The sequence below is a fragment of the Streptomyces sp. SudanB25_2051 genome, from assembly GCF_964272635.1.
Taxonomy (GTDB): Bacteria; Actinomycetota; Actinomycetes; order Streptomycetales; family Streptomycetaceae; genus Streptomyces.
Genome location: NZ_OZ186787.1, coordinates 4,928,858 through 4,951,350, shown reverse-complemented (window position 1 = coordinate 4,951,350; position 22,493 = coordinate 4,928,858). Strand labels below are relative to the sequence as shown.

Genomic DNA, 22,493 nt, shown 5'->3' with positions numbered 1-22,493 from the left:
TCAGACACCCAACAGCGTGCCCGGCCCGGTCCTGTCCGGAGATCATGCGTTCCACGCTCTTACGAGCAGTACTAGCAGCCTCCGGCCCAGTCACCTGGCCGAGTAGTCAACGTTCCACCCATGAGCAACCAGCATCAGACGTTCGCTGATGTACTGGCCTCTGGACCACATATGTGGCCTAGAAGTGCTCCTTAGAAAGGAGGTGATCCAGCCGCACCTTCCGGTACGGCTACCTTGTTACGACTTCGTCCCAATCGCCAGTCCCACCTTCGACAGCTCCCTCCCACAAGGGGTTGGGCCACCGGCTTCGGGTGTTACCGACTTTCGTGACGTGACGGGCGGTGTGTACAAGGCCCGGGAACGTATTCACCGCAGCAATGCTGATCTGCGATTACTAGCGACTCCGACTTCATGGGGTCGAGTTGCAGACCCCAATCCGAACTGAGACCGGCTTTTTGAGATTCGCTCCACCTCGCGGTATCGCAGCTCTTTGTACCGGCCATTGTAGCACGTGTGCAGCCCAAGACATAAGGGGCATGATGACTTGACGTCGTCCCCACCTTCCTCCGAGTTGACCCCGGCGGTCTCCCGTGAGTCCCCAGCACCACAAGGGCCTGCTGGCAACACGGGACAAGGGTTGCGCTCGTTGCGGGACTTAACCCAACATCTCACGACACGAGCTGACGACAGCCATGCACCACCTGTACACCGACCACAAGGGGGCACCCATCTCTGGGTGTTTCCGGTGTATGTCAAGCCTTGGTAAGGTTCTTCGCGTTGCGTCGAATTAAGCCACATGCTCCGCCGCTTGTGCGGGCCCCCGTCAATTCCTTTGAGTTTTAGCCTTGCGGCCGTACTCCCCAGGCGGGGAACTTAATGCGTTAGCTGCGGCACGGACGACGTGGAATGTCGCCCACACCTAGTTCCCAACGTTTACGGCGTGGACTACCAGGGTATCTAATCCTGTTCGCTCCCCACGCTTTCGCTCCTCAGCGTCAGTATCGGCCCAGAGATCCGCCTTCGCCACCGGTGTTCCTCCTGATATCTGCGCATTTCACCGCTACACCAGGAATTCCGATCTCCCCTACCGAACTCTAGCCTGCCCGTATCGAATGCAGACCCGGGGTTAAGCCCCGGGCTTTCACATCCGACGCGACAAGCCGCCTACGAGCTCTTTACGCCCAATAATTCCGGACAACGCTTGCGCCCTACGTATTACCGCGGCTGCTGGCACGTAGTTAGCCGGCGCTTCTTCTGCAGGTACCGTCACTTTCGCTTCTTCCCTGCTGAAAGAGGTTTACAACCCGAAGGCCGTCATCCCTCACGCGGCGTCGCTGCATCAGGCTTTCGCCCATTGTGCAATATTCCCCACTGCTGCCTCCCGTAGGAGTCTGGGCCGTGTCTCAGTCCCAGTGTGGCCGGTCGCCCTCTCAGGCCGGCTACCCGTCGTCGCCTTGGTGAGCCGTTACCTCACCAACAAGCTGATAGGCCGCGGGCTCATCCTGCACCGCCGGAGCTTTCCACCACCATCAGATGCCTGAAGTGGTCGTATCCGGTATTAGACCCCGTTTCCAGGGCTTGTCCCAGAGTGCAGGGCAGATTGCCCACGTGTTACTCACCCGTTCGCCACTAATCCCCCACCGAAGTGGGTTCATCGTTCGACTTGCATGTGTTAAGCACGCCACCAGCGTTCGTCCTGAGCCAGGATCAAACTCTCCGTGAATGCTTCCGGGTTATCCCGGTGAACACTCGCGTTGAGCGGAACCCGAAGGAGGAATAGTCCTTCCGGTTCTCAGCGTCCTCGCTGTGTTTTTCAAAGGAACCTCGTCTCAGAGAGACGGGGTTATCAACATATCTGGCGTTGACTTTTGGCACGCTGTTGAGTTCTCAAGGAACGGACGCTTCCTTTGTACTCACCCTCAGTTCCCTGCGGGCTTTCCTCCGGGCGCTTCCCTTCGGTGTTTCCAACCTTACCAGATCCTTTTTCCGTTCCGTTTCCGGTTCGGATTTCGTTTCCGGTGGCCGTTGGAGGGCCTTTGCCTTTCGGCGCTTTCCGACTTTATCAGAAGTTCTGAGCCGGATTTCCCGCCCCGCCGGGTCCCCCTCGGCGCGTGAACGTGCCGGGTTCCCCCGTGGGCGGAGCCGTAAACGTACTGGAGCGGGGCGCCCCGATGCAAATCGAGGGCGCCCCGCTCCGGTCGTGCCTGGTGAGGCGTCAGACCTCCACCACGACGGGCAGGATCATCGGGCGCCGGCGGTAGGTGTCCGACACCCACTTGCCGATGGTCCGCCGGATCAGCTGCTGGAGCTGGTGCGGCTCGACCACGCCGTCCTGGGCCGACTTGTTCAGCGCGTCCTCGACCTTGGGGAGCACCGCGTCGAACGCGCCGTCCTCGATGCCGGAGCCGCGGGCCTGGATGTGCGGGCCGCCCACGATCTTGCCGGTCGTGGAGTCGACCACGACGAAGACCGAGACGATGCCCTCCTCGCCGAGGATGCGGCGGTCCTTGAGCGCGCCTTCCGTGACGTCGCCGACCGACAGGCCGTCCACGTACACATAGCCCGCCTGGACCTTGCCGACGATCCTGGCCTTGCCGTCGACCAGGTCGACGACCACGCCGTCCTCGGCGATGACGATGCGGTCCTTCGGGACGCCGGTCATGGCGCCCAGCTCGGCGTTGGCCCGCAGGTGGCGCCACTCGCCGTGCACCGGCATCAGGTTCTTCGGCTTGCAGATGTTGTAGAAGTACAGCAGCTCGCCGGCCGAGGCGTGGCCCGAGACGTGGACCTTGGCGTTGCCCTTGTGGATGACGTTGGCGCCCCAGCGGGTCAGGCCGTTGATCACGCGGTAGACCGCGTTCTCGTTGCCCGGGATGAGGGACGACGCCAGGATCACCGTGTCGCCCTGGACGATGCGGATCTGGTGGTCGCGGTTGGCCATGCGGGACAGGGCGGCCATCGGCTCGCCCTGGGAGCCCGTACAGACGAGCACGACCTCGTCGTCCGGCAGGTCGTCGAGGGTCTTCACGTCCACGACGAGGCCCGGCGGGACACGCAGATAGCCGAGGTCCCGGGCGATGCCCATGTTGCGGACCATGGAGCGGCCGACGAACGCGACGCGGCGGCCGTACTCGTACGCCGCGTCGAGGATCTGCTGGATGCGGTGCACATGGCTGGCGAAGCTCGCCACGATGATGCGCCGCTGCGCGCCGGCGAACACGGTGCGCATCACATTGGAGATGTCGCGCTCGTGCGCGGTGAAGCCGGGGACCTCGGCGTTGGTGGAGTCGCTCAGCAGGAGGTCGATGCCCTCCTCGCTGAGCCGGGCGAACGCGTGCAGGTCGGTGAGGCGGCCGTCCAGCGGCAGCTGGTCCATCTTGAAGTCGCCCGTGTGGACGACCATGCCCGCGGGGGTGCGGATGGCGACCGCCAGGGCGTCCGGGATGGAGTGGTTGACCGCGATGAACTCGCAGTCGAACGCGCCGAGCACCTCGCGCTGCCCCTCGGCCACCTCCAGGGTGTAGGGGCGGATGCGGTGCTCCTGGAGCTTCGCCTCGATCAGCGCGAGGGTCAGCTTCGAGCCGATCAGGGGGATGTCCGGCTTGAGGCGGAGCAGGTACGGGACGCCGCCGATGTGGTCCTCGTGACCGTGGGTGAGGACGATGGCCTCGATGTCGTCGAGGCGGTCCTTCAGGGTCGTGAAGTCCGGCAGGATCAGGTCGATGCCCGGCTGCTCCTCCTCCGGGAAGAGGACGCCGCAGTCGACGATGAGCAGGCGGCCGCCGTACTCGAAGACCGTCATGTTGCGGCCGATCTCGCCGAGGCCGCCGAGCGGGGTGACGCGCAGGCCGCCCTTGGGCAGCTTCGGCGGGGCGCCGAGTTCAGGGTGCGGATGGCTCAAAAGACTCTCCTCACCACACACGCCACGTGCCGGTGGGACACGTGGCGCGCGTGAGTTTCATGCAGATGCACTGTCGTGCAGGTGCGGTGTCTGGATCTGCTTATTCAGTTGTGAAGTCCGTTGTCAGAGGTCTACCCCGCCTGCGGCGAGGTCTGCCTTGAGCTGCTCCGTCTCGGCCGGGGAGAGCTCCACGAGCGGCAGGCGCAGCGGGCCGGCCGGCAGGCCCTGGAGGGCGAGGGCGGCCTTGGTCGTGATCACGCCCTGGGTGCGGAACATGCCGGTGTAGACGGGGAGCAGCTGCTGGTGGATCTCGGTGGCCTTCTGGACGTCGCCGCTGAGGTGGGCGTCGAGCAGGGCGCGCAGCTCGGGGGTGACGACATGGCCGACGACGGAGACGAAGCCGCAGGCGCCGACGGAGAGCAGCGGCAGGTTGAGCATGTCGTCGCCGGAGTACCAGGCGAGGCCGGAGCGGGCGATGGCCCAGCTGGCACGGCCGAGGTCGCCCTTGGCGTCCTTGTTGGCGACGATGCGCGGGTGCTCCGCGAGGCGGACGATCGTCTCGGTGTCGATGGGGACGCCGCTGCGGCCGGGGATGTCGTAGAGCATCACGGGCAGGCCGGTCGCGTCGGCGATGGCCGTGAAGTGGCGGTACAGGCCCTCCTGCGGGGGCTTGTTGTAGTACGGCGTGACGGCGAGCAGGCCGTGTGCGCCGGCGCGCTCGGCGGCGCGGGCGAGCTCCAGGGTGTGGCGGGTGTCGTTGGTGCCGATGCCCGCGACGACGTGGGCGCGGTCGCCGACGGCCTCCAGGACCGCTCGTACGAGCTGGTCTTTCTCCGCGTCGCTGGTGGTCGGGGACTCGCCGGTGGTGCCGTTGACGATCAGGCCGTCGTTGCCCGCGTCCACGAGATGGGTGGCGAGCCGCTGAGCGCCGTCGAGGTCGAGTGCGCCGTCCGCCGTGAAGGGCGTGACCATGGCGGTGAGGACCCTGCCGAAGGGGGTCTGCGGAGTGGAGATCGGAGCCATGGGTAACACGCTACTCGCTGCTCAGCGCGCGGGGGTCCTCCGGGGATGTGCCGGAGTGGAGCCCGGCACTGCCTGCTCGGGGGTTCAAGCAGTGCCGGGTCCGTTTGATCAGCCTAGATGAAGTTCTCAGAACGCCGCAATACGGACACTTCGGACAGCTTGTGTGTACATCCGTACAGCTCTGGACCTTCTGATCCGGTGGGCCCGCGCTACGGGGCCACGCGGCCGTTCTTGTTGAACGCGGCGTACGTGAGCGGCATGAGCTTCGCCCACTCCGCTTCCATGCGCTCGCCGACCATCTCGATCTCCCGCTGCGGGAACGACGGCACCTTCGCCAGCTCGTGCTGCGTCCGCAGGCCGAGGAAGTGCATCAGGGAGCGGGCGTTGCACGTGGCGTACATCGAGGAGTACAGGCCGACGGGGAGGACCGAACGGGCGACCTCGCGGGCGACACCGGCGGCCAGCATCTCCTGGTACGCCTCGTACGCCTGGACGTACGACTCCTCCATCGCCCGGGTGGCGAGCTTGTGCTGCTCCTCGGTGCCCTCCACGAAGACGTACTTGCCGGGGCGGCCCTCCTGGACCAGCTTGCGGGAGGTGTCGGGCACGTAGAAGACCGGCTGGAGCTCCCTGTAGCGGCCGGACTCCTCGTTGTACGACCAGCCCACGCGGTGCCGCATGAACTCGCGGAACACGAAGATCGGGGCGCTGATGAAGAAGGTCATCGAGTTGTGCTCGAAGGGGCTGCCGTGGCGGTCCCGCATCAGGTAGTTGATCAGGCCCTTGGACCGCTCGGGGTCCTTGCTCAGCTCGTCGAGGGACTGCTCCCCGGCCGTGGAGACCCGGGCGGCCCACAGGACGTCCGAGTCGGCCGCGCTGTGCTTCACCAGCTCGACGGTGACGTCGCTGCGGAAGCTGGGCCGGACGGCCTCGGGGGCCTCGGCCTGGGGTTCCTGGGGGGCTGCGGCGGGGGTGTCGCTCACCGGCGGGTCCTTCCGAAAATCGCGTCGCACGGGCGGCGCCCACTCTACGGCCCCGCACCGACATCCCCATTCGGGCACCAAACGGCTCGTACACGCGTCTGTATCGGGTAGTAGGGCCTATCACCCGCATCGTCACGAAGGAGAGTCCCGTCATGTACCGCCGGCGAGAGGCCGTCCCGTTCGCGTTCGTCGCGGAGACCGACCGCTTCCGCAGCAATGTCACCCCTCCGGCACGGCAGCGTCCCAGCCTCCCGGAGATCGCCGGCCGTACGCTGATCGGACTGACTGTGGTGGCCGGGCTCGTGGGGTCGCTGCTGTTCGGAATGCCCGCGCTGGAGGCCGGCCCGGAGGCTCGGCACACGCAGCAGTCCGAGGCTTCCGAAGGCCGCTGACCCGTACGCGCCCCCTGCTGTGGCCGGGCTCCGGGGCGCTGGGTAGCCTCACCGGGCACAGCCCGAACGAGCGTGCAAAGAGTTAAGGAACTTGTCGTGCCCCTGCCCTTCCTGACGGCCGACCGCGCTTTCGAAGCCACGAGCGACGACATCGCGCTCCCGTTCGACGACCACGACCAGTGGCGTCGTCCCTACCGGCCCGGCCCCTGGCGGGTGATCGCGGCGGCCCTGGCCCTGCTGATCGCCTCGTTCATGCTGCTGGCGACCCTGATCGTCGCGGTGGCCGGCGCGCTGCCGGCCGCGGGCGGCTGCCTGGGCGCCGCGCTGCTGGTGATCCTCACGGCGCTGCGGCTGCTGCGCGTCGGCACGTGGGTGAGCCGGCACGGTGTGCGCCAGGTGCGGTTCCTCCGTACGGTCACGGTGCCGTGGGCCCGTACCGCGTCGCTGCGGACGGTGCAGCAGCCGGTGCGCTGGCTCGGCCTGCCGCGGACCGTGCAGGGGCAGGCCCTGGTGCTCGCGCGGCAGGGCGGCGAGCCGCTGACGCTGCTCACCGACCACAACGCCGACTTCCTGGCGCGGGTGGAGGCGTTCGACCGGGCCGCGGACACCGTGGAGGCCTGGAGCGCGGAGTACGCGCACGCCGTCTGAGCCGTCCCGCGGTACACGGCGGCCCGTCACGGGCCGCGCGGTACGGCTGTGCCCCGCGTCCCGGCGGAAGACCGGGGCGCGGGGCACGGGCGTATCGGGGCGGCGCCGCTCAGGACGCGGTGGGCCGCCCGTCGTACAGGGCGATGGCGCGCTGCATCGCCTTGCGGGCCCTCGGGGTGTCACGGGCGTCGCGGTAGGCGACGGCGAGCCGGAACCAGCAGCGCCAGTCGTCCGGGGCGTCCTCGGTCTCGGCGCGGCGGCGGGCGAACACCTCGTCGGCCGAGTCGCGGTCGATCCGCCCGTCCGGGGTGCGGCGCAGCTCGTCCACGGGGAGCCCGCCCTCGGCCTCCAGCTCGGCGGCCAGGCGGTTGGCCTTGGTGACGAACCGGGTGTTCATCCACAGGAACCACACGCCGATCGCGGGCAGCACGAGCGCCGCGATCCCGAGCGTCACGGTGACGGCGGTGCCCTGCTGGATGAGGGCCACGCCGCGGCCGCCGACCAGGACGAACCAGACGACCAGGAAGGCCGCCGTCAGGCAGTACATGATCTTCGCGGCCATGGGTCAGCCGAGGTCGAGGAAGTGCTCCAGGCCGAAGGTGAGGCCCGGAGCGGAGACGACGCGGCGGCAGCCCAGCAGGATGCCCGGCATGAAGCTGCTGTGGTGCAGCGAGTCGTGGCGGACGGTGAGCGTCTCGCCCTCGCCGCCGAGCAGCACCTCCTGGTGGGCCAGCAGCCCGCGCAGGCGTACGGCGTGGACGGGGACGCCGTCGACGTCCGCGCCGCGCGCCCCGTCCAGCGCCCTGGTGGTGGCGTCGGGCTGCGGGGCGCAGCCCGCCTCGGCGCGGGCGGCGGCGATGAGCTGCGCGGTGCGGGTGGCGGTGCCGGAGGGGGCGTCGACCTTGTTGGGGTGGTGCAGCTCCACGACCTCGACGGACTCGAAGTAGGGCGCGGCGAGCTGCGCGAACCTCATGGTGAGGACGGCGCCGATGGAGAAGTTCGGCGCGATGAGCACGCCCGTCTCCGGGGACGCCTCCAGCCACCCCTTCAGCCGCGCGAGGCGCTCGTCGGTCCAGCCGGTGGTGCCGACGACGGCGTGGATGCCGTGGCGTACGCAGAAGTCGAGGTTGTCCATCACCGAGTCGGGGGTGGTCAGCTCGACGGCGACCTGGGCACCGCTCTCGGTGAGCGCGTCCAGCGAGTCGCCCCGGCCCAGGGCCGCGACGAGTTCCAGGTCGTCGGCGGCCTCCACGGCTCGTACCGCCTCGGAGCCGATGCGGCCCTTGGCGCCGAGGACGGCCACGCGCAGCTTGCTCATGCTTGCTTCCTTACGGGTGTGCGGCGGGTCACGGGTGTGCGGCGGGGGTCGGTCAGGAGACGGCCGTGTGGAGGCGGTCCGCCTGCTTGTCCTTGAGCGGGCCGATCACCGCCAGCGACGGCCGCTGTCCGAGGAGCTCGGAGGCCACCGCGCGGACGTCGTCGGGGGTGACGGCGGCGATGCGGGCCAGCATGTCGTCGACCGACATCTGGTCGCCCCAGCACAGTTCGCTCTTGCCGATGCGGTTCATCAGGGCGCCGGTGTCCTCCAGGCCGAGGACGGTGGAGCCGGACAGCTGGCCGATGGCGCGGTCGATCTCGTCGTCGGGCAGTCCCTCGGCGGCGACCCGGTCCAGTTCGTCGCGGCAGATCCGCAGGACGTCGTGGACCTGGCCGGGGCGGCAGCCCGCGTACACGCCGAACAGACCGCAGTCGGCGAAGCCCGAGGTGTACGAGTACACGCTGTAGGCCAGGCCGCGCTTCTCGCGGACCTCCTGGAAGAGGCGGGACGACATGCCTCCGCCGAGCGCCGTGTTCAGCACGCCCAGGGCCCAGCGGCGCTCGTCGGTGCGGGCGAGGCCGGGCATGCCGAGGACGACGTGCGCCTGCTCGGTCTTGCGGCTGACCACCTCGACGCGGCCGGCCGTGCGGATGGCGCGCCGCCCGTCGCGCGGGGCGAGGGGGACGGCGTCCGTACGGCTCAGGGCGCCGGCCTTCTCGAAGGCGCGGCGGACCTGGCGGACGACGGTGGCGTGGTCGACGTTGCCCGCGGCGGCGACGACCAGGTGCGTGGGGTCGTAGTGCTTCTTGTAGAAGCGGGCGATCTGGTCGCGGGTCAGCGCGTTGATCGTGTCGACCGTGCCGAGGACCGGGCGGCCCAGCGGCGAGTCGCCGAACATCGTCTGCGCGAACAGGTCGTGCACCACGTCGCCCGGGTCGTCCTCGGTCATCGCGATCTCTTCGAGGATCACGCCGCGCTCGGCGTCGACGTCCTCGGCGCGGATCAGGGAGCCGGTGAGCATGTCGCAGACGACGTCGATGGCGAGCGGCAGGTCCGTGTCGAGCACCCGCGCGTAGTAGCAGGTGTACTCCTTCGCCGTGAAGGCGTTCATCTCGCCGCCGACCGCGTCGATCGCGGCGGAGATGTCCAGGGCGCTGCGCTGGTGCGTGCCCTTGAAGAGGAGGTGCTCCAGGTAGTGGGTGGCGCCGTTGAGGGCGGGCGTCTCGTCGCGGGAGCCGACGTGCGCCCAGATGCCGAAGGTGGCGGAGCGTACGGAGGGCAGCGTCTCGGTGACGACGCGCAGGCCCCCCGGCAGGGTGGTGCGGCGGACCGTGCCGATGCCGTCCTTGCCGGGCAGAAGCGTTTGGGTACGGGCGACGGCCCGCGCCTCCGAGGAGGTGCGGGCCGTCGTCCGGAGACTACGGGACGTCACTGGTCGGTGTCGTCCTTCGCGGTGTCGGTGCCCTCGGCGCCCTCTTCGTCCGCGAGGACGGGGATGAGGGAGAGCTTGCCGCGCTGGTCGATCTCGGCGATCTCCACCTGGACCTTGGAGCCGACCGCGAGCACGTCCTCGACGTTCTCCACGCGCTTGCCGCCGGCGAGCTTGCGGATCTGCGAGATGTGCAGCAGGCCGTCCTTGCCCGGCAGGAGCGAGACGAACGCGCCGAACGTGGTCGTCTTGACGACCGTGCCCAGGTAGCGCTCGCCGACCTCCGGCATGGTCGGGTTGGCGATGCCGTTGATCGTGGCGCGGGCGGCCTCGGCGGACGGGCCGTCGGCGGCACCGATGTAGATGGTGCCGTCGTCCTCGATCGTGATCTCGGCGCCGGTGTCCTCCTGGATCTGGTTGATCATCTTGCCCTTGGGGCCGATGACCTCGCCGATCTTGTCCACGGGGATCTTGACGGTGATGATCCGCGGGGCGTTGGGGGACATCTCGTCCGGGCGGTCGATCGCTTCCATCATCACGTCGAGGATGTGGAGGCGGGCGTCGCGGGCCTGCTTGAGGGCCGCGGCCAGGACGGAGGCCGGGATGCCGTCCAGCTTGGTGTCGAGCTGGAGGGCGGTGACGAACTCCTTCGTACCGGCGACCTTGAAGTCCATGTCGCCGAAGGCGTCCTCCGCACCGAGGATGTCGGTGAGGGCGACGTAGTGCGTCTTGCCGTCGATCTCCTGGGAGATCAGGCCCATGGCGATGCCGGCGACGGGGGCCTTCAGCGGCACACCGGCGTTCAGCAGCGACATGGTGGAGGCGCAGACCGAGCCCATGGACGTCGAGCCGTTGGAGCCGAGGGCCTCGGACACCTGGCGGATCGCGTACGGGAACTCCTCGCGCGACGGCAGCACCGGCACGATCGCGCGCTCGGCGAGCGCGCCGTGGCCGATCTCGCGGCGCTTGGGCGAGCCCACGCGGCCGGTCTCACCGACGGAGTACGGCGGGAAGTTGTAGTTGTGCATGTAGCGCTTGCGGGTCACCGGGGAGAGGGTGTCCAGCTGCTGCTCCATGCGCAGCATGTTCAGCGTGGTGACGCCCAGGATCTGGGTCTCGCCGCGCTCGAACAGGGCGGAGCCGTGCACACGCGGGATGGCCTCGACCTCGGCGGCGAGCGTACGGATGTCCGTGAGCCCGCGGCCGTCGATGCGGACCTTGTCCTTGATGATGCGCTCGCGGACCAGCTTCTTGGTCAGCGCGCGGTACGCGCCGGCGATCTCCTTCTCGCGGCCCTCGAAGGCCGGGAGGAGCTTCTCGGCGGCGAGCTCCTTGATGCGGTCGAGCTCGGCCTCGCGCTCCTGCTTGCCGGCGATGGTGAGCGCCTGGGCGAGCTCCGTCTTGACGGCGGCGGTGAGCGCCTCCAGGACGTCGTCCTGGTAGTCGAGGAAGACCGGGAACTCGCCGACCGGCTTGGCGGCCTTGGCGGCGAGGTCCGACTGGGCCTTGCACAGGACCTTGATGAACGGCTTCGCGGCCTCGAGACCGGCGGCGACGACCTCCTCGGTCGGCGCCTCGGCGCCGCCCTTGACGAGCTCGATCGTCCGCTCGGTGGCCTCGGCCTCGACCATCATGATCGCGACGTCGCCGTCCTCCAGGACGCGGCCCGCGACGACCATGTCGAAGACGGCGTCCTCGAGCTCGGTGTGCGTCGGGAAGGCGACCCACTGGCCCTTGATCAGCGCGACACGGGTGCCGCCGATGGGGCCGGAGAAGGGCAGGCCGGCCAGCTGCGTGGAGCAGGAGGCGGCGTTGATCGCAACCACGTCGTACAGGTGGTCGGGGTTGAGCGCCATGACCGTCTCGACGATCTGGATCTCGTTGCGCAGGCCCTTCGCGAAGGAGGGGCGCAGCGGCCGGTCGATCAGGCGGCAGGTGAGGACCGCGTCCTCGGAGGGCCGGCCCTCGCGGCGGAAGAAGGAGCCGGGGATCTTGCCGGCCGCGTACATCCGCTCTTCGACGTCGACCGTCAGCGGGAAGAAGTCGAGCTGGTCCTTGGGCTTCTTGGAAGCGGTGGTGGCCGACAGCACCATGGTGTCGTCGTCCAGGTACGCGACGGCGGAGCCGGCGGCCTGCTTGGCCAGGCGGCCCGTCTCGAAGCGGATGGTGCGGGTGCCGAAGGCGCCGTTGTCGATGACGGCCTCGGCGTAGTGGGTCTCGTTCTCCACCAGCGGTTTCTCCATTTGTGTCGTCTTTTCGCCCCGGCGCCCGTGTGGCGCGGGACGGGGGTGCGGAGAGAACTCGCCTTGTGTGCGGGCCGGTCTTCGATCGAAGCACCCGGGTGCGCCCTGGGCTCTGCGTCCCATGGGGCCCGGGGGCCACTACCGAGGACCGGCGACGGCGAGGCGGCCTCTCCTGGTGCCATGACGTGTTCCCCGCTCGGGGCGCGTCATGGCCTGTTCTGTTGTGTCGTCGTGCGACCAGATTACTGAGCCGGGGCCCAGGATCGCATTCCGATCAGCGGGTGCGGTACACCCGCGTACAGCAAAGGGAGCGGCTCCCCAGGTCGGGAACCGCTCCCCTCACGGCGTCTTACTTGGCGCCGCCGGCCGCACCGCGGCGGATGCCGAGGCGGTCCACCAGCGTACGGAAGCGCTGGATGTCCTTCTTGGCCAGGTACTGCAGCAGGCGGCGGCGCTGGCCCACGAGGATCAGCAGACCACGGCGGGAGTGGTGGTCGTGCTTGTGGGTCTTGAGGTGCTCGGTCAGGTCCGAGATGCGGCGGGAGAGCAGCGCGACCTGGACCTCGGGGGAGCCGGTGTCGCCCTCCTTGGTGCCGAACTCGGCCATGATCTGCTTCTTCGTGGCGGCGTCGAGAGACACTCGGTACTCCTCATGGGTGTTCGATGCGCCCGCGAGTGCCCCTGGTCTTGGTCTCAGGGGGACTTCCGTGACTCGGCGGACGAAGGCTCGATGAGCGCTGCTCCCAGAGGCTCCGGGAGCGCGTACACAAACGGCCGTTACACAGCGTACCAGCCCGCGCGGACGCCCCGGCTCCGGGCCCGCCTCGGGTCGGGCCGGGGGCCTGGCGTGCCGCATGCCGGATCGGCGCGGGGTCCCGGCCCCGGCGCGGTCGGGGAGCCGGGCGTGGCGCGGGGCGGGCGTCAGGACGTGAGGGCGCGGATGGAGTGGTACACGTCGAAGACCGCGAGGCACAGCGGGACCAGCGTGAGCAGGAAGAAGCCCTCCGCGATCTCCAGGAAGCGGCCCCAGAAGGGCGTGACGCCCTTCTTCGGCACGACCAGCCCGATGGTGACGATCAGGGCGGCGACCCCGGCGATCGCCGCGGCCAGCCACACCGTACGGATGTCCAGCGCCCCGCTGTCGCCGCGCAGCGCGGCGCGGATCATGCCCTCGGGCGGGTTGACGCACAGGCCGAGGCCGAGCAGCACGAGGGAGCCGAGGCCCGCGGCGAGCGCGCAGCCGACCTGGGCGGAGTAGCGGAACAGGTGGGCGCGCGTCATCATCGCGACGCCCGTGGCGAGGGCGAGGAGCTGGGCCCACACGTTGTCGGAGAAGCCCAGGACCCCGGCGGCGGTGACGGCGACCAGGGCGCAGCCGCCGACGAGGCCGACGAGCAGTTCGTGGCCGCGGCGGGCCTGGGCGGCGATGCGGGCGGCGTCGACGGGGCCTTGCGGGGCGCTCTCGCCGCCGTCGTACCCGCCGACCGTGGTGCGGGGCGGGTCGAAGCCGATGGGGAGCCGGGCGAAGCGGGTGGACAGGGAGGGGAGGAACGCGAGCGCGCCGGCGGCGAGCGGCGGGCAGACGGCGGCCGTCTCGACGGTGGTCATGCCGGTGAGGATCGCGACGAACGTGACGAGGAGCCCCACGGTGGAGGCGAGGACGAACGCGACGAACGGCCCGTCGCCGGAGGGCGAGACGAGCATGAGGACCAGCGCGGTGATCAGCACGGCGGCGCAGGCCAGCAGGAACTGGAGCCGCCCGGGGCCCTGTCCGGCGGCGAGGGAGAGCAGGCCGGAGCCGCCGACGGCGGCGTTCGCCATGGCGCCGAGCCCCAGGGCGACGGCCGATCCCCGGTCGTCGTACACGCGGGCGCGGACGCAGGACAGCGCCAGCAGCAGGAGCGCCGCGACACCGGCGAGGATGCCGGGGAGCCCGTGCATGTCGTGGCGCGGGTCGGCCTGCCACAGGACGAAGGCGAGCAGCACGAGCAGGACGGAGCCGCCGAAGAGGCCGGAGCCGCGCATCAGGCCGTCCGTCCAGAAGCGGCGGTCGCGCGACACGGCGGAGGCGACGGCGTCCGACACGTCGTCGAAGACGGCGGGCGGCAGCGACTCGGCGAACGGCCGCAGCGACAGCAGCTCGCCGTCGAGGATGCGCTGGGCGGCCAGCGACCTGGCCGAGTCGAGGACCGTTCCGTCGCGGCGGACGAGGTGGTAGCCGACCGGGCCGCCCTCGACGGGGCTCTGGCCGGACAGCCGGAGGATCTCCGGGTAGAGGTCGGCGACCGGGATGTCCTCGGGCAGTGCCACGTCGACGCGCCCGTCGGGTGCGACGACCGTGACGCGACAGAAGCCGGTTCCGCCGCCGGACGGCGTCGCGGGAGCCGGGTGACCGGTCGTGGTGGCCGCCGCCTGGGCCGTCATGCTCACCTTCTGCTTCCCCTCGTGAAATCCGTGACTTCTCGGGCACGGACGGCGGTGCTCTCGGCGCCGTCGTGGCCGGAGTGCTCGCCCGCGCTCCGAATGTCCCTTGTTCCGCGGTAGTTCGCAGCCTCCGTGGAATCCGTCGCGTCACCCTACCGCCCGGCCGTCACCCCCTACGCAAGTAGGATCGCCAACCGCGGATGGAACCCGTCGCCACGGGGGCGCCGATAGGAACATTTCCGTCCGGCAAGGGAATTGGTGAGCTGTGAGTCAGATCGTCGTCAAGCGCCCACCACGGGTCCTGCCGTCCGAAGTGCCCGGCGAGGAGCTGCAGGTGCAACCGCCGCCCGAGCTGCCCCGCGGGCAGCAGGAGGGCGCGCTGATGCAGATCCTGCCGATGCTCGGCATGGGCGGTTCCGTCGTCTTCTTCTTCATGACCCCGAATCCGATCATGCGGATCATGGGCATGGTGATGATCGCGTCGACCCTGGCCATGGGCATCGCGATGCTGGTGCGCTACCGGCGCGGTACGCAGGGGCAGCTCGCCGACCTGCGCCGCGACTACCTCAAGTACCTGAACCAGACGCGCCGCTTGGTGCTGCGGACCGCGCGCCTCCAGCGGGACGCCCAGTTCTATCTGCACCCCTCCCCCGAGCAGCTGTGGGCGCTGGTCGCCGAGGGCAGCCGGGTGTGGGAGCGGCGCGTGGGCGACCCCGACTTCGGGCAGGTGCGCGTCGGGCTCGGCAGCCAGCAGCTCGCCACACCGCTGATCGCCCCCGAGACGGCGCCGGTGGACGACCTGGAGCCGTTGACGGCGGGCGCGATGCGCCAGTTCCTCGCCACGCACGGCACGCTCGACGGGCTGCCGATGGCGGTGTCGCTGCGGGCGTTCTACCACGTGACGGTGAGCGGGGAGCAGGAGTCCGTACGGGCGTCCGCCCGCGCCATGATCGCCTCGCTCGCGTCGCTGCACTCGCCCGAGGACCTGGTCATCGCCGTCGCCGCCGGCCAGGACGCCGCGCCCCGGTGGGAGTGGGCCAAGTGGCTGCCGCATGTGCAGGCACGGGGCGCCGTGGACGGTGCCGGTACGCGCCGGCTGATCACCACGGACCCGATGGACCTGCAGACCCTGCTGGGCGGACTGCTGGAGGGCCGTCCGCGCTTCCAGGGCGGCGACCATCCGCTGCTGGACCAGCCGCACGTGGTGGTCGTCCTGGACGGCCAGACCGTGCCGCCGATGTCGCCGCTGGCGGCTGCGGAGGGGCTGCAGGGCGTCACGATCATCGAGGTCGTCCGCGGTGAGGGCGCCGGCGCGCGCGGTCAGCTGTCGGTGGTGGTCCGCCCCGGCGAACTGCGGCTGGAGTCGGGCCACGGGATGGTGTACGAGGGCACGCCCGACGGGCTGAGCCTGGAGGCCGCCGAGGCGCTGGCCCGGCAGCTGGCGCCGCTGCGCATGGCGTCGGGCGGCGACGACGACGAACCGCTGCTGGCCAACCTGGAGTTCACCGACCTGCTGAACCTGGGCGACGCGGCGTCCGTGGACGTGAGCCGGACCTGGCGGCCGCGCTCGCAGTCGGAGCGGCTGCGCGTGCCGATCGGTGTCGGCGAGGACGGCTCGCCGGTCATGCTGGACCTGAAGGAGGCCGCGCAGGAGGGCATGGGCCCGCACGGCCTGTGCGTGGGCGCGACCGGTTCCGGCAAGTCGGAGCTGCTGCGGACGCTGGTGCTGGGCCTCGCGGTCACGCACTCGTCGGAGACGCTGAACTTCGTCCTCGCCGACTTCAAGGGCGGCGCGACCTTCGCGGGCATGTCGCAGATGCCGCACGTCGCGGCCGTCATCACCAACCTGGCGGACGACCTGACGCTGGTGGACCGCATGGGCGACTCCATCCGCGGTGAGCTCAACCGCCGCCAGGAGATGCTGCGCGACGCGGGCAACTACGCGAACATCCACGACTACGAGAAGGCCCGCGCGGCCGGCGCCCCGCTGCAGCCGATCCCTTCGCTGGTCCTCGTCATCGACGAGTTCAGCGAACTGCTCACCGCGAAGCCGGACTTCATCGAGATGTTCGTGCAGATCGGCCGTATCGGCCGGTCGCTGGGCGTGCATCTGCTGCTGGCGTCGCAGCGTCTGGAGGAAGGCCGGCTGCGCGGTCTGGAGACGTATCTGTCGTACCGGATCGGTCTGCGGACGTTCTCCGCGGCCGAGTCGCGGGCGGCGATCGGCGTGCCGGACGCGTACCACCTGCCGAACGTGCCGGGTTCGGGCTATCTGAAGTTCGGCACGGACGAGATGGTGCGGTTCAAGGCGGCGTACGTGTCGGGCGTGTACCGCTCGAACGCGCAGGCCATGGCCTCGGCCGGCGGGCCCCTGCCGGTGGACCGGCGGCCGGTGCCGTTCACGGCCGCGCCGGTGCCGATCCAGTACGTGCAGCCGGCGGCGCGGGCCGTGCAGCCCGAGGGGCCGGCGGAGGACGACGCGCTGGCCGACTCCGTACTCGATGTGATCGTGCGGCGGCTGGAGGGCCGCGGTGTGGAGGCGCACCAGGTGTGGCTGCCGCCGCTGGACAACCCGCCGCCGCTGGACGAGCTGCTGCCGGGCCTGGCGGAGGTGCCGGGACGCGGGCTGACGCAGCCGGGCTTCGAGGGCGCGGGCCGGCTGATCGTCCCGCTGGGCGTGGTGGACAAGCCGTTCGAGCAGCGCCGCGACACGCTGTACCGGGACTTCTCGGGCGCGGCCGGCCACATGCAGATCGTGGGCGGTCCGCAGTCCGGCAAGTCGACGCTGCTGCGGACGATCGTGTCGGCGTTCGCGCTGACGCACACCCCGCACGAGGTGCAGTTCTACGGCCTGGACTTCGGTGGTGGCGGTCTGTCGTCGGTCGCGGGGCTGCCGCACGTGGGCGGTGTCGCCTCGCGCCTGGACCCGGAGCGGGTGCGGCGCACGGTCGCCGAGGTGTACGGCATCCTGTCGCGGCGCGAGGAGTACTTCCGCAGCGCCGGCATCGACTCGATCGCCACGTACCGGCGGCTGCGGGAGCGCGGTGAGATCTCGGTGGCCGACCAGCCGTGGGGCGACGTGTTCCTCCTCATCGACGGCTGGGGCAGCTTCCGCACCGACTACGAGGGGCTGGAGCACCTCGTGATGGACATCGCGGCGCGCGGTCTCGGCTACGGCATCCACCTGATCATCACCGCGTCGCGGTCCATGGAGGTGCGGGCCAACCTCAAGGACCACCTGATGAACCGGCTGGAGCTGCGGCTCGGCGACCCGATGGACTCGGAGCTGGACCGCCGTGTCGCGCAGAACGTGCCGACGGGTGTGCCGGGGCGGGGCCTCACCCCGGAGAAGCTGCACTTCATGGCGGCGGTGCCGCGCATCGACAGCATCAACTCGGACAGCGACCTGTCGGAGGCGACGGCGGCGATGGCGCGGGAGGTGTCCCGGCACTGGACGCTGCCGGGCGCGCCCGGCGTACGGCTCCTGCCGCGCGAGCTGCCGGCGGCGAACCTGCCGGCGGGCTTCGCGCACCCGGAGCGCGGGGTGGCGTTCGCGATCGACGAGAACAACCTGGCGCCGGTGTTCGTCAACTTCGAGCGCGACCCGTTCTTCCTGGTCTTCGGCGAGAGCGAGTCGGGCAAGTCGAACCTGCTGCGTCTGCTGATCAAGCAGCTGAGCGAGCGGTACGACGGGGACAGCTGCAAGCTGTTCGTCATCGACAACCGGCGCGGCCTGCTGGACGTCACCCCGCCGACCCACCTGGCGGAGTACGTGCCGATGTCCAACAACATGGACCACCATGTGGAGGCCCTCGCGGGGCTGATGCGGCGCCGCACCCCGTCGGAGGACGTCACGGCGCAGCAGCTGCGGGACCGGAGCTGGTGGCAGGGGCCGACGGTGTACGTGGTCGTCGACGACTACGACCTGGTGTCGACGTCGAGCGGCAACCCGCTGGCGCCGCTCACCGAACTGCTGCCGTTCGCGCGGGACGTGGGCGTGCGGTTCATCATCGCCCGCAACGCGGCGGGCGCGAGCCGCTCGGCGTACGAGCCGTTCATGCAGCGCATGATGGAGCTGGGCGCGCAGGGCGTGGTCCTGTCGGGCGACCCGCAGGAGGGCGACGTCCTCGGCGGCGTCCGCCCCCGCCCGATGCCCCCGGGCCGCGGCGTCTTCGTCTCGCGCCAGCGCGGCAACCCGCTGGTCCAGACGGGCCTCATGCCGGAAGCCCGCTAACCGCTGCCCTGCCGGGCCCTGCCCGGCCTGCCCGGCGCCGAGGGGGCGCCCGCCTTGACCGGCGGGCGCCCCCTTCGCCGTACGGGGGCTGTGCGCTGTGCGGGGCCCTTCGCCGTACCGGGGCCCGTCGCCGCCGTGCGGGGCCGCGACGGGAACCGGTCAGGTACGGGCGCGCGGCGTGTCGCGCCTTGCGGAGGGTGAGGTGCGGTCGCCTAGCGTGAGGCGTCCGACGTACGGCGTTCATGGGGGCGGGTGTCGGGAGTGGCATGGGACGAGCGGGAACAGCTCAAGGCGGAGGCGGGCGGCAGGGCGCGGACCGCATGCTCCTGAACGGCCTGCCACCAGAGGACCTGCCCAACGCGGGCGGTCCGACGGGGTGGAGTACACGGAAGCCCTGGGCCAGTCCGAGGCGTGCACGGGGGACATCTGGGCGACTCCCAAGCCGTCGGCGCCTGGGAAGAGCCCGTGAGAAGAGCAGGCCGCGACTGTGCCGGTGCGGTGACCGTATGGCAGACGGCCCTTGCGCGTGGCCAGCAACGGCCTCTCCTGAGCAGGTACGGGCGGCACCGGCGCGGCCGCACTTCCCCGGGCGATGCGCTGCCCGTCTTGCACTCGCCTACCGTGACGGTCGGCTCAAGCCGGCGATCGGGAGCTAACGGAGCGGCGGCAGGTGCAGGTCGGTGCAGCCGTGGCGTTTGGCCGTGCGCTTCACGAACTCCGTGAACGCCGGGGCGCCGAAGGTCTCCTCGCCGGTCTCCCCCGGGAGCCACACGGTCGCAGCCTCCGGAGGGATGAACGCCTCGAACAGCGCCCGCCCGTGGTCGCCGTGGCAGCGGGCGCTCCCCCACAGCTGTGCGCCCGCCCTCCCCGCCGGCTTGCCTCTTCCCCCCGGCGGGATCTCCCTCTCCCAGGCTCTCAGCGCCGCGGGTCCGAAGTGGGCCGAGAAGCTGTACCGGTCGCTGAAGTAGTGCGAAGCCCCCACCCGGCAGAACTCCCGCAGGGAACCGCCGCCCGTCACGGCCTCCTCCACGGTGTCCAGTCGCTTGTCGAGACCGAAGGGCAGACCGGCGCAGGTCCCGTCGGCGTCCTCGATCGGCTCCTCCCACGAGACCGGCGGCAGGGCTCGTATCCGCTGTCCCGGTTCGGCGTCGCAGTCCCAGTGCGCCGCGGCCTTGACGGCGGTCGCCGTGGCGAACCTGGCCCAGAAGCGGTCGCTCTCGACCCATCCGCTCCTCGATTTCTGCCGCTCCTCCAAGCCCGGGGGGTTCGGGAAGCCGACCGTGACGTAGACGGCCGCTCGCCTGTCCCTGCACGGGAGCAGCACCCCGACGGAGGCGTCGTCGACCGTGCCCCGCCACCCGTCGGCCAGCGGCACGGGCAGCATCCGAGCGTGGGAACCGGGCACCAGCTGCCGCAGCTGGTACTCGCCGTGCCGCCGGTGGTCGAGCAGCGCCACGGTGACCGGCGTCCGTGCCCCGCCGTACAGGCAGAAGTGCGCCTTGGGGCCCAGGACTTGCTCGTTGGGAACCTTGTTCGTCGCCAGGCCCTCGAACAGTGGGCTCTCCTCGTACGCCAGGACGCCCCCGCAGTACGTCCTCATCGCCTCCTCGAAGCGCCAGCGGGCCACGGTGTCGCTCTCCCGCCACCAGATGCCCGCCGCCAGGAGACCGAGGGCGACCAGCGCCGCCGTCCATGACGTCCACCGGATCACCGCGGTGCGTCTCACGCCGTGCCTCCTGGTCGTCGTGCCGGAGCATGCGTAGGGGCGGACACCTCCCGCGCGTGTCCGCCCCATGCCCCGGTTCTGGCCGGTGCCGCCGCTTACATGAAGTTCTGCGCGGCCTTCTTGTCGCCACCCTGGTAGGCGGGGGCCGCCTCGCGGACCGCGCGGGCGATCTGGTTCAGCGACTGGTTGATCTCACGGGCACGGCGGTCCCAGTCGGCCTGCGCCGTCTTGTACGCCTCGCGGGCCTCGCCCTCCCAGAGGTCGGAGATCGACGCGATCTTCGCCTGGATGGCCTCCAGGCTCATGTCGAGCCGCTTCGCCTGCTTCTCGATCGTGCTCGCGGCCTCCTGCAGGCTCGAGTAAGTGACGATCATCGTGCCGTCGTTGTTAGCCATCGGTCCTCCAACCGGTTCGTGCTGTCGTGAGTCGGCCGCGAAGAGTGCACGGCCGGGAGAGGTCAGTACTTGGCGAGGTTCGACGTGCGGGACTCGGCCGCGGCGTCGCCCGAGTAGCCCTCCGCCACGTCGACACCGCGCAGAGCGGCCTCGACCTCGGCGTCCGTGTTGCCGGCGATGGTGCGGGCCGCCTCGATGGCCTCCTGGAACTTCAGCAGGAGCTTGCCGATCCCCACCATGTTCCGGTTGATCGCGTCCTGCTTCACGTTGAAGGCACCGGCACCGATACCGGCCCAGCGGCCTTCCAGGCTGTCGATCGTGCCCTGCAGGGCGGAGAGCTGGCTCTTCACGTCGTCGAACTGGCGCGTCAGCTCCCCCTGGAGCTGCGAAAGCGCTACGCCATTGACCTTCTGCACTGCCATGCGATGTGTTCCTCTCTGGAGGTTCCCCGGTGGGTCGTGTCGCCACCGTCGGGTGCGGTCGGCTTGTTCGTGCCGCTATGTCGTACGGCGCTTGCGGGCGAGGTAGAACGCTCCCCCCGCGACGACGACCACGGCTGCGGCGCCGCCGAGAATGAGGCCGAGGGAACTCCCGCCCCCGGCTTCCTCGCTGGAGCCTGCCACGGCCTTGGCGGGCGTGGCCTCGGCCTGCGGAGCTTGTGACGAACCTGGTGCAGACGCCGCCGGCGAGGCGGCGGGCGACGCGGACGAACCGGCGCCGGAACCGGCGGAGTTCTCGTTCGTCAACGGGTTGATGTCGGGGTCACCGGGCTTGCCCAGGCCCCGGTTGATGTGGGCGCCGGGGCGGACCACGCCATGGCCGACGTAGTTGCTCACCGTGCCGGGCTTCCAGCCTTCGCCCTTGCCAGCGCTCTCGAACATCACGCGCAGCACCTGGTTCGCGGTCCAGTCCGGGTGGTACGACCAGATGAGCGCGGCGGTGGCGGAGGCGATGGCGGTGGCGTGGCTGGTGCCCTGCTGATTGATGCAGTATCCGTCGAACTTGGCATCACACCAGCCGGGAATGCCCTTGCCTGGCGCGGAGATGTCAACGACTCGACCGTGCTGGGAGAACTCCGCCACCCTTCCCTCGCGGTCGGTCGCCGCGACGCCGACAACCTCGGGGAAGGCCGCCGGGTAGAGCAACTCGTTCTTGCCGTCGCCGTCGTTCCCGACACCTGCGAACATCAGCTTGCCCTTGCTCTGGGCGTACTTCACCGCTTCTTCCATGCGGTCGGTGGTGTGCGGGTAGGCGAACGACATGTTGATGATCCGTGCGTCGCTGTCCGCGGCCGCACGGATGGCGTCCTCGATGGACCAGGGGTTCTTCTTCAGTTTCTGCGAGCCGGAAGTGTTCGCCCGGAAGGGAATGATCTTCGCTCCGGGGGCCAGCCCCTGGATGCCACCGGCCCGCCCGGTGCCGGCGATGAGCTCGGCCATGGTGGTGCCATGGCCGTCGGTGTCATCCGTCTTCCCGTCGAACTTGGTGGCGTCGAGGCCCTTGAGGACTTGCCCGCGCAGAGTATTCGTGGACGCGTTGACGCCCGTGTCGATTACCGCGACCTTGACGCCCTCGCCCTTGGTCTTCTGCCAGATCTTGTCGACGTGCATCGCGTCCAGGTACCACTGCTGGGCGCGGATGTCCTCCGCCGAAGCGGCGGGAGCCAGGCCGACGAAGCCGATGGCCCACGCACCGACCAACGCGACCGCACATGTCACCCGCCGCCGCAGCCGACGCGTCGTTCCTGCTGTCATCCTGGCTCCCTGCACCTTTCCTG

Annotated in this window: 16 protein-coding genes and 1 rRNA gene; 3 read left to right on the top strand and 14 right to left on the bottom strand. The window is 70.1% G+C overall.

Annotated elements, in window-relative coordinates:
- Positions 1 to 195 precede the first annotated feature (195 nt).
- The 4 genes from ACSUPT_RS22310 to thyX form a co-directional block, all read right to left on the bottom strand.
- Positions 196 to 1,723 (bottom strand): 16S ribosomal RNA (locus ACSUPT_RS22310).
- A gap of 492 nt (positions 1,724 to 2,215) precedes the next feature.
- On the bottom strand, positions 2,216 to 3,901 hold the full coding sequence (locus tag ACSUPT_RS22305) for a ribonuclease J (protein ID WP_351968107.1): 1,686 nt from the start codon (positions 3,899 to 3,901) through the stop codon (positions 2,216 to 2,218).
- 123 nt (positions 3,902 to 4,024) lie between these two features.
- A complete protein-coding gene (gene dapA / locus ACSUPT_RS22300) occupies positions 4,025 to 4,924 on the bottom strand; it encodes a 4-hydroxy-tetrahydrodipicolinate synthase (protein ID WP_351968108.1) in 900 nt (299 codons plus the stop codon).
- A 209-nt stretch (positions 4,925 to 5,133) separates the two neighbouring features.
- On the bottom strand, positions 5,134 to 5,814 hold the full coding sequence (thyX, locus tag ACSUPT_RS22295) for an FAD-dependent thymidylate synthase (RefSeq protein ID WP_351968142.1): 681 nt from the start codon (positions 5,812 to 5,814) through the stop codon (positions 5,134 to 5,136).
- Between the two features lie 245 nt (positions 5,815 to 6,059).
- Here thyX and ACSUPT_RS22290 point away from each other — a divergent pair, with 245 nt between their 5' ends.
- Both ACSUPT_RS22290 and ACSUPT_RS22285 read left to right on the top strand, forming a co-directional pair.
- The gene (locus ACSUPT_RS22290; protein WP_351968109.1) at positions 6,060 to 6,299 is read left to right on the top strand and encodes a hypothetical protein; all 240 of its coding nucleotides are present in this window, start codon (positions 6,060 to 6,062) and stop codon (positions 6,297 to 6,299) included.
- 96 nt (positions 6,300 to 6,395) lie between these two features.
- The gene (locus tag ACSUPT_RS22285) at positions 6,396 to 6,947 is read left to right on the top strand and encodes a hypothetical protein (RefSeq protein ID WP_351968110.1); all 552 of its coding nucleotides are present in this window, start codon (positions 6,396 to 6,398) and stop codon (positions 6,945 to 6,947) included.
- Positions 6,948 to 7,056: 109 nt separating this feature from the next.
- Here ACSUPT_RS22285 and ACSUPT_RS22280 read toward each other — a convergent pair whose 3' ends face one another.
- The 6 genes from ACSUPT_RS22280 to eccD all read right to left on the bottom strand — a co-directional run bounded on the left by ACSUPT_RS22280 (position 7,057) and on the right by eccD (position 14,361).
- A complete protein-coding gene (locus ACSUPT_RS22280) occupies positions 7,057 to 7,509 on the bottom strand; it encodes a tetratricopeptide repeat protein (RefSeq protein WP_351968111.1) in 453 nt (150 codons plus the stop codon).
- Positions 7,510 to 7,512: 3 nt separating this feature from the next.
- Complete coding sequence (dapB, locus tag ACSUPT_RS22275; protein ID WP_351968112.1) at positions 7,513 to 8,265, bottom strand: 4-hydroxy-tetrahydrodipicolinate reductase; 753 nt, start codon at positions 8,263 to 8,265, stop codon at positions 7,513 to 7,515.
- A gap of 52 nt (positions 8,266 to 8,317) precedes the next feature.
- Positions 8,318 to 9,697, bottom strand: a complete 1,380-nt coding sequence (locus tag ACSUPT_RS22270; RefSeq protein WP_403499207.1) for a M16 family metallopeptidase — start codon at positions 9,695 to 9,697, stop codon at positions 8,318 to 8,320.
- A complete protein-coding gene (locus ACSUPT_RS22265) occupies positions 9,694 to 11,922 on the bottom strand; it encodes a polyribonucleotide nucleotidyltransferase (RefSeq protein WP_351968143.1) in 2,229 nt (742 codons plus the stop codon). The genes ACSUPT_RS22270 and ACSUPT_RS22265 overlap by 4 nt, the downstream gene beginning before the upstream one ends.
- Before the next feature lie 364 nt (positions 11,923 to 12,286).
- Positions 12,287 to 12,577, bottom strand: a complete 291-nt coding sequence (rpsO, locus tag ACSUPT_RS22260) for a 30S ribosomal protein S15 (RefSeq protein WP_175409976.1) — start codon at positions 12,575 to 12,577, stop codon at positions 12,287 to 12,289.
- A gap of 281 nt (positions 12,578 to 12,858) precedes the next feature.
- Complete coding sequence (eccD, locus tag ACSUPT_RS22255; RefSeq protein WP_365725287.1) at positions 12,859 to 14,361, bottom strand: type VII secretion integral membrane protein EccD; 1,503 nt, start codon at positions 14,359 to 14,361, stop codon at positions 12,859 to 12,861.
- A 265-nt stretch (positions 14,362 to 14,626) separates the two neighbouring features.
- Between eccD and eccCa the strand changes: the two genes are divergently transcribed.
- Positions 14,627 to 18,595 carry a type VII secretion protein EccCa gene (gene eccCa / locus ACSUPT_RS22250; protein ID WP_436945363.1) on the top strand — a complete coding sequence of 1,323 codons (3,969 nt, stop codon included), beginning with the start codon at positions 14,627 to 14,629 and terminating at the stop codon, positions 18,593 to 18,595.
- Between the two features lie 652 nt (positions 18,596 to 19,247).
- Here the strand turns inward: eccCa and ACSUPT_RS22245 are convergent.
- The 4 genes from ACSUPT_RS22245 to ACSUPT_RS22230 form a co-directional block, all read right to left on the bottom strand.
- Positions 19,248 to 20,321 (bottom strand): hypothetical protein, encoded by a 1,074-nt coding sequence (locus ACSUPT_RS22245; protein ID WP_436945362.1) that lies wholly within the window; start codon positions 20,319 to 20,321, stop codon positions 19,248 to 19,250.
- Between the two features lie 95 nt (positions 20,322 to 20,416).
- Positions 20,417 to 20,716, bottom strand: a complete 300-nt coding sequence (locus ACSUPT_RS22240) for a WXG100 family type VII secretion target (protein ID WP_403499217.1) — start codon at positions 20,714 to 20,716, stop codon at positions 20,417 to 20,419.
- 62 nt (positions 20,717 to 20,778) lie between these two features.
- Positions 20,779 to 21,138: a WXG100 family type VII secretion target gene (locus ACSUPT_RS22235; protein ID WP_351968117.1), complete on the bottom strand. Its 360-nt coding sequence runs from the start codon at positions 21,136 to 21,138 to the stop codon at positions 20,779 to 20,781.
- 75 nt (positions 21,139 to 21,213) lie between these two features.
- The gene (locus ACSUPT_RS22230; RefSeq protein ID WP_436945361.1) at positions 21,214 to 22,470 is read right to left on the bottom strand and encodes a S8 family serine peptidase; all 1,257 of its coding nucleotides are present in this window, start codon (positions 22,468 to 22,470) and stop codon (positions 21,214 to 21,216) included.
- Positions 22,471 to 22,493 lie beyond the last annotated feature (23 nt).

Excerpts from the sequence above, each read along its gene's own strand:
- ACSUPT_RS22235 (WP_351968117.1), bottom strand. The coding sequence starts at position 21,138 with ATGGCAGTGCAGAAGGTCAATGGCGTAGCGCTTTCGCAGCTCCAGGGG.
- ACSUPT_RS22230 (WP_436945361.1), bottom strand. The coding sequence starts at position 22,470 with ATGACAGCAGGAACGACGCGTCGGCTGCGGCGGCGGGTGACATGTGCG.
- ACSUPT_RS22240 (WP_403499217.1), bottom strand. The coding sequence starts at position 20,716 with ATGGCTAACAACGACGGCACGATGATCGTCACTTACTCGAGCCTGCAG.
- ACSUPT_RS22290 (WP_351968109.1), top strand. The coding sequence starts at position 6,060 with ATGTACCGCCGGCGAGAGGCCGTCCCGTTCGCGTTCGTCGCGGAGACC.
- dapA (WP_351968108.1), bottom strand. The coding sequence starts at position 4,924 with ATGGCTCCGATCTCCACTCCGCAGACCCCCTTCGGCAGGGTCCTCACC.
- ACSUPT_RS22280 (WP_351968111.1), bottom strand. The coding sequence starts at position 7,509 with ATGGCCGCGAAGATCATGTACTGCCTGACGGCGGCCTTCCTGGTCGTC.
- eccD (WP_365725287.1), bottom strand. The coding sequence starts at position 14,361 with ATGACGGCCCAGGCGGCGGCCACCACGACCGGTCACCCGGCTCCCGCG.
- dapB (WP_351968112.1), bottom strand. The coding sequence starts at position 8,265 with ATGAGCAAGCTGCGCGTGGCCGTCCTCGGCGCCAAGGGCCGCATCGGC.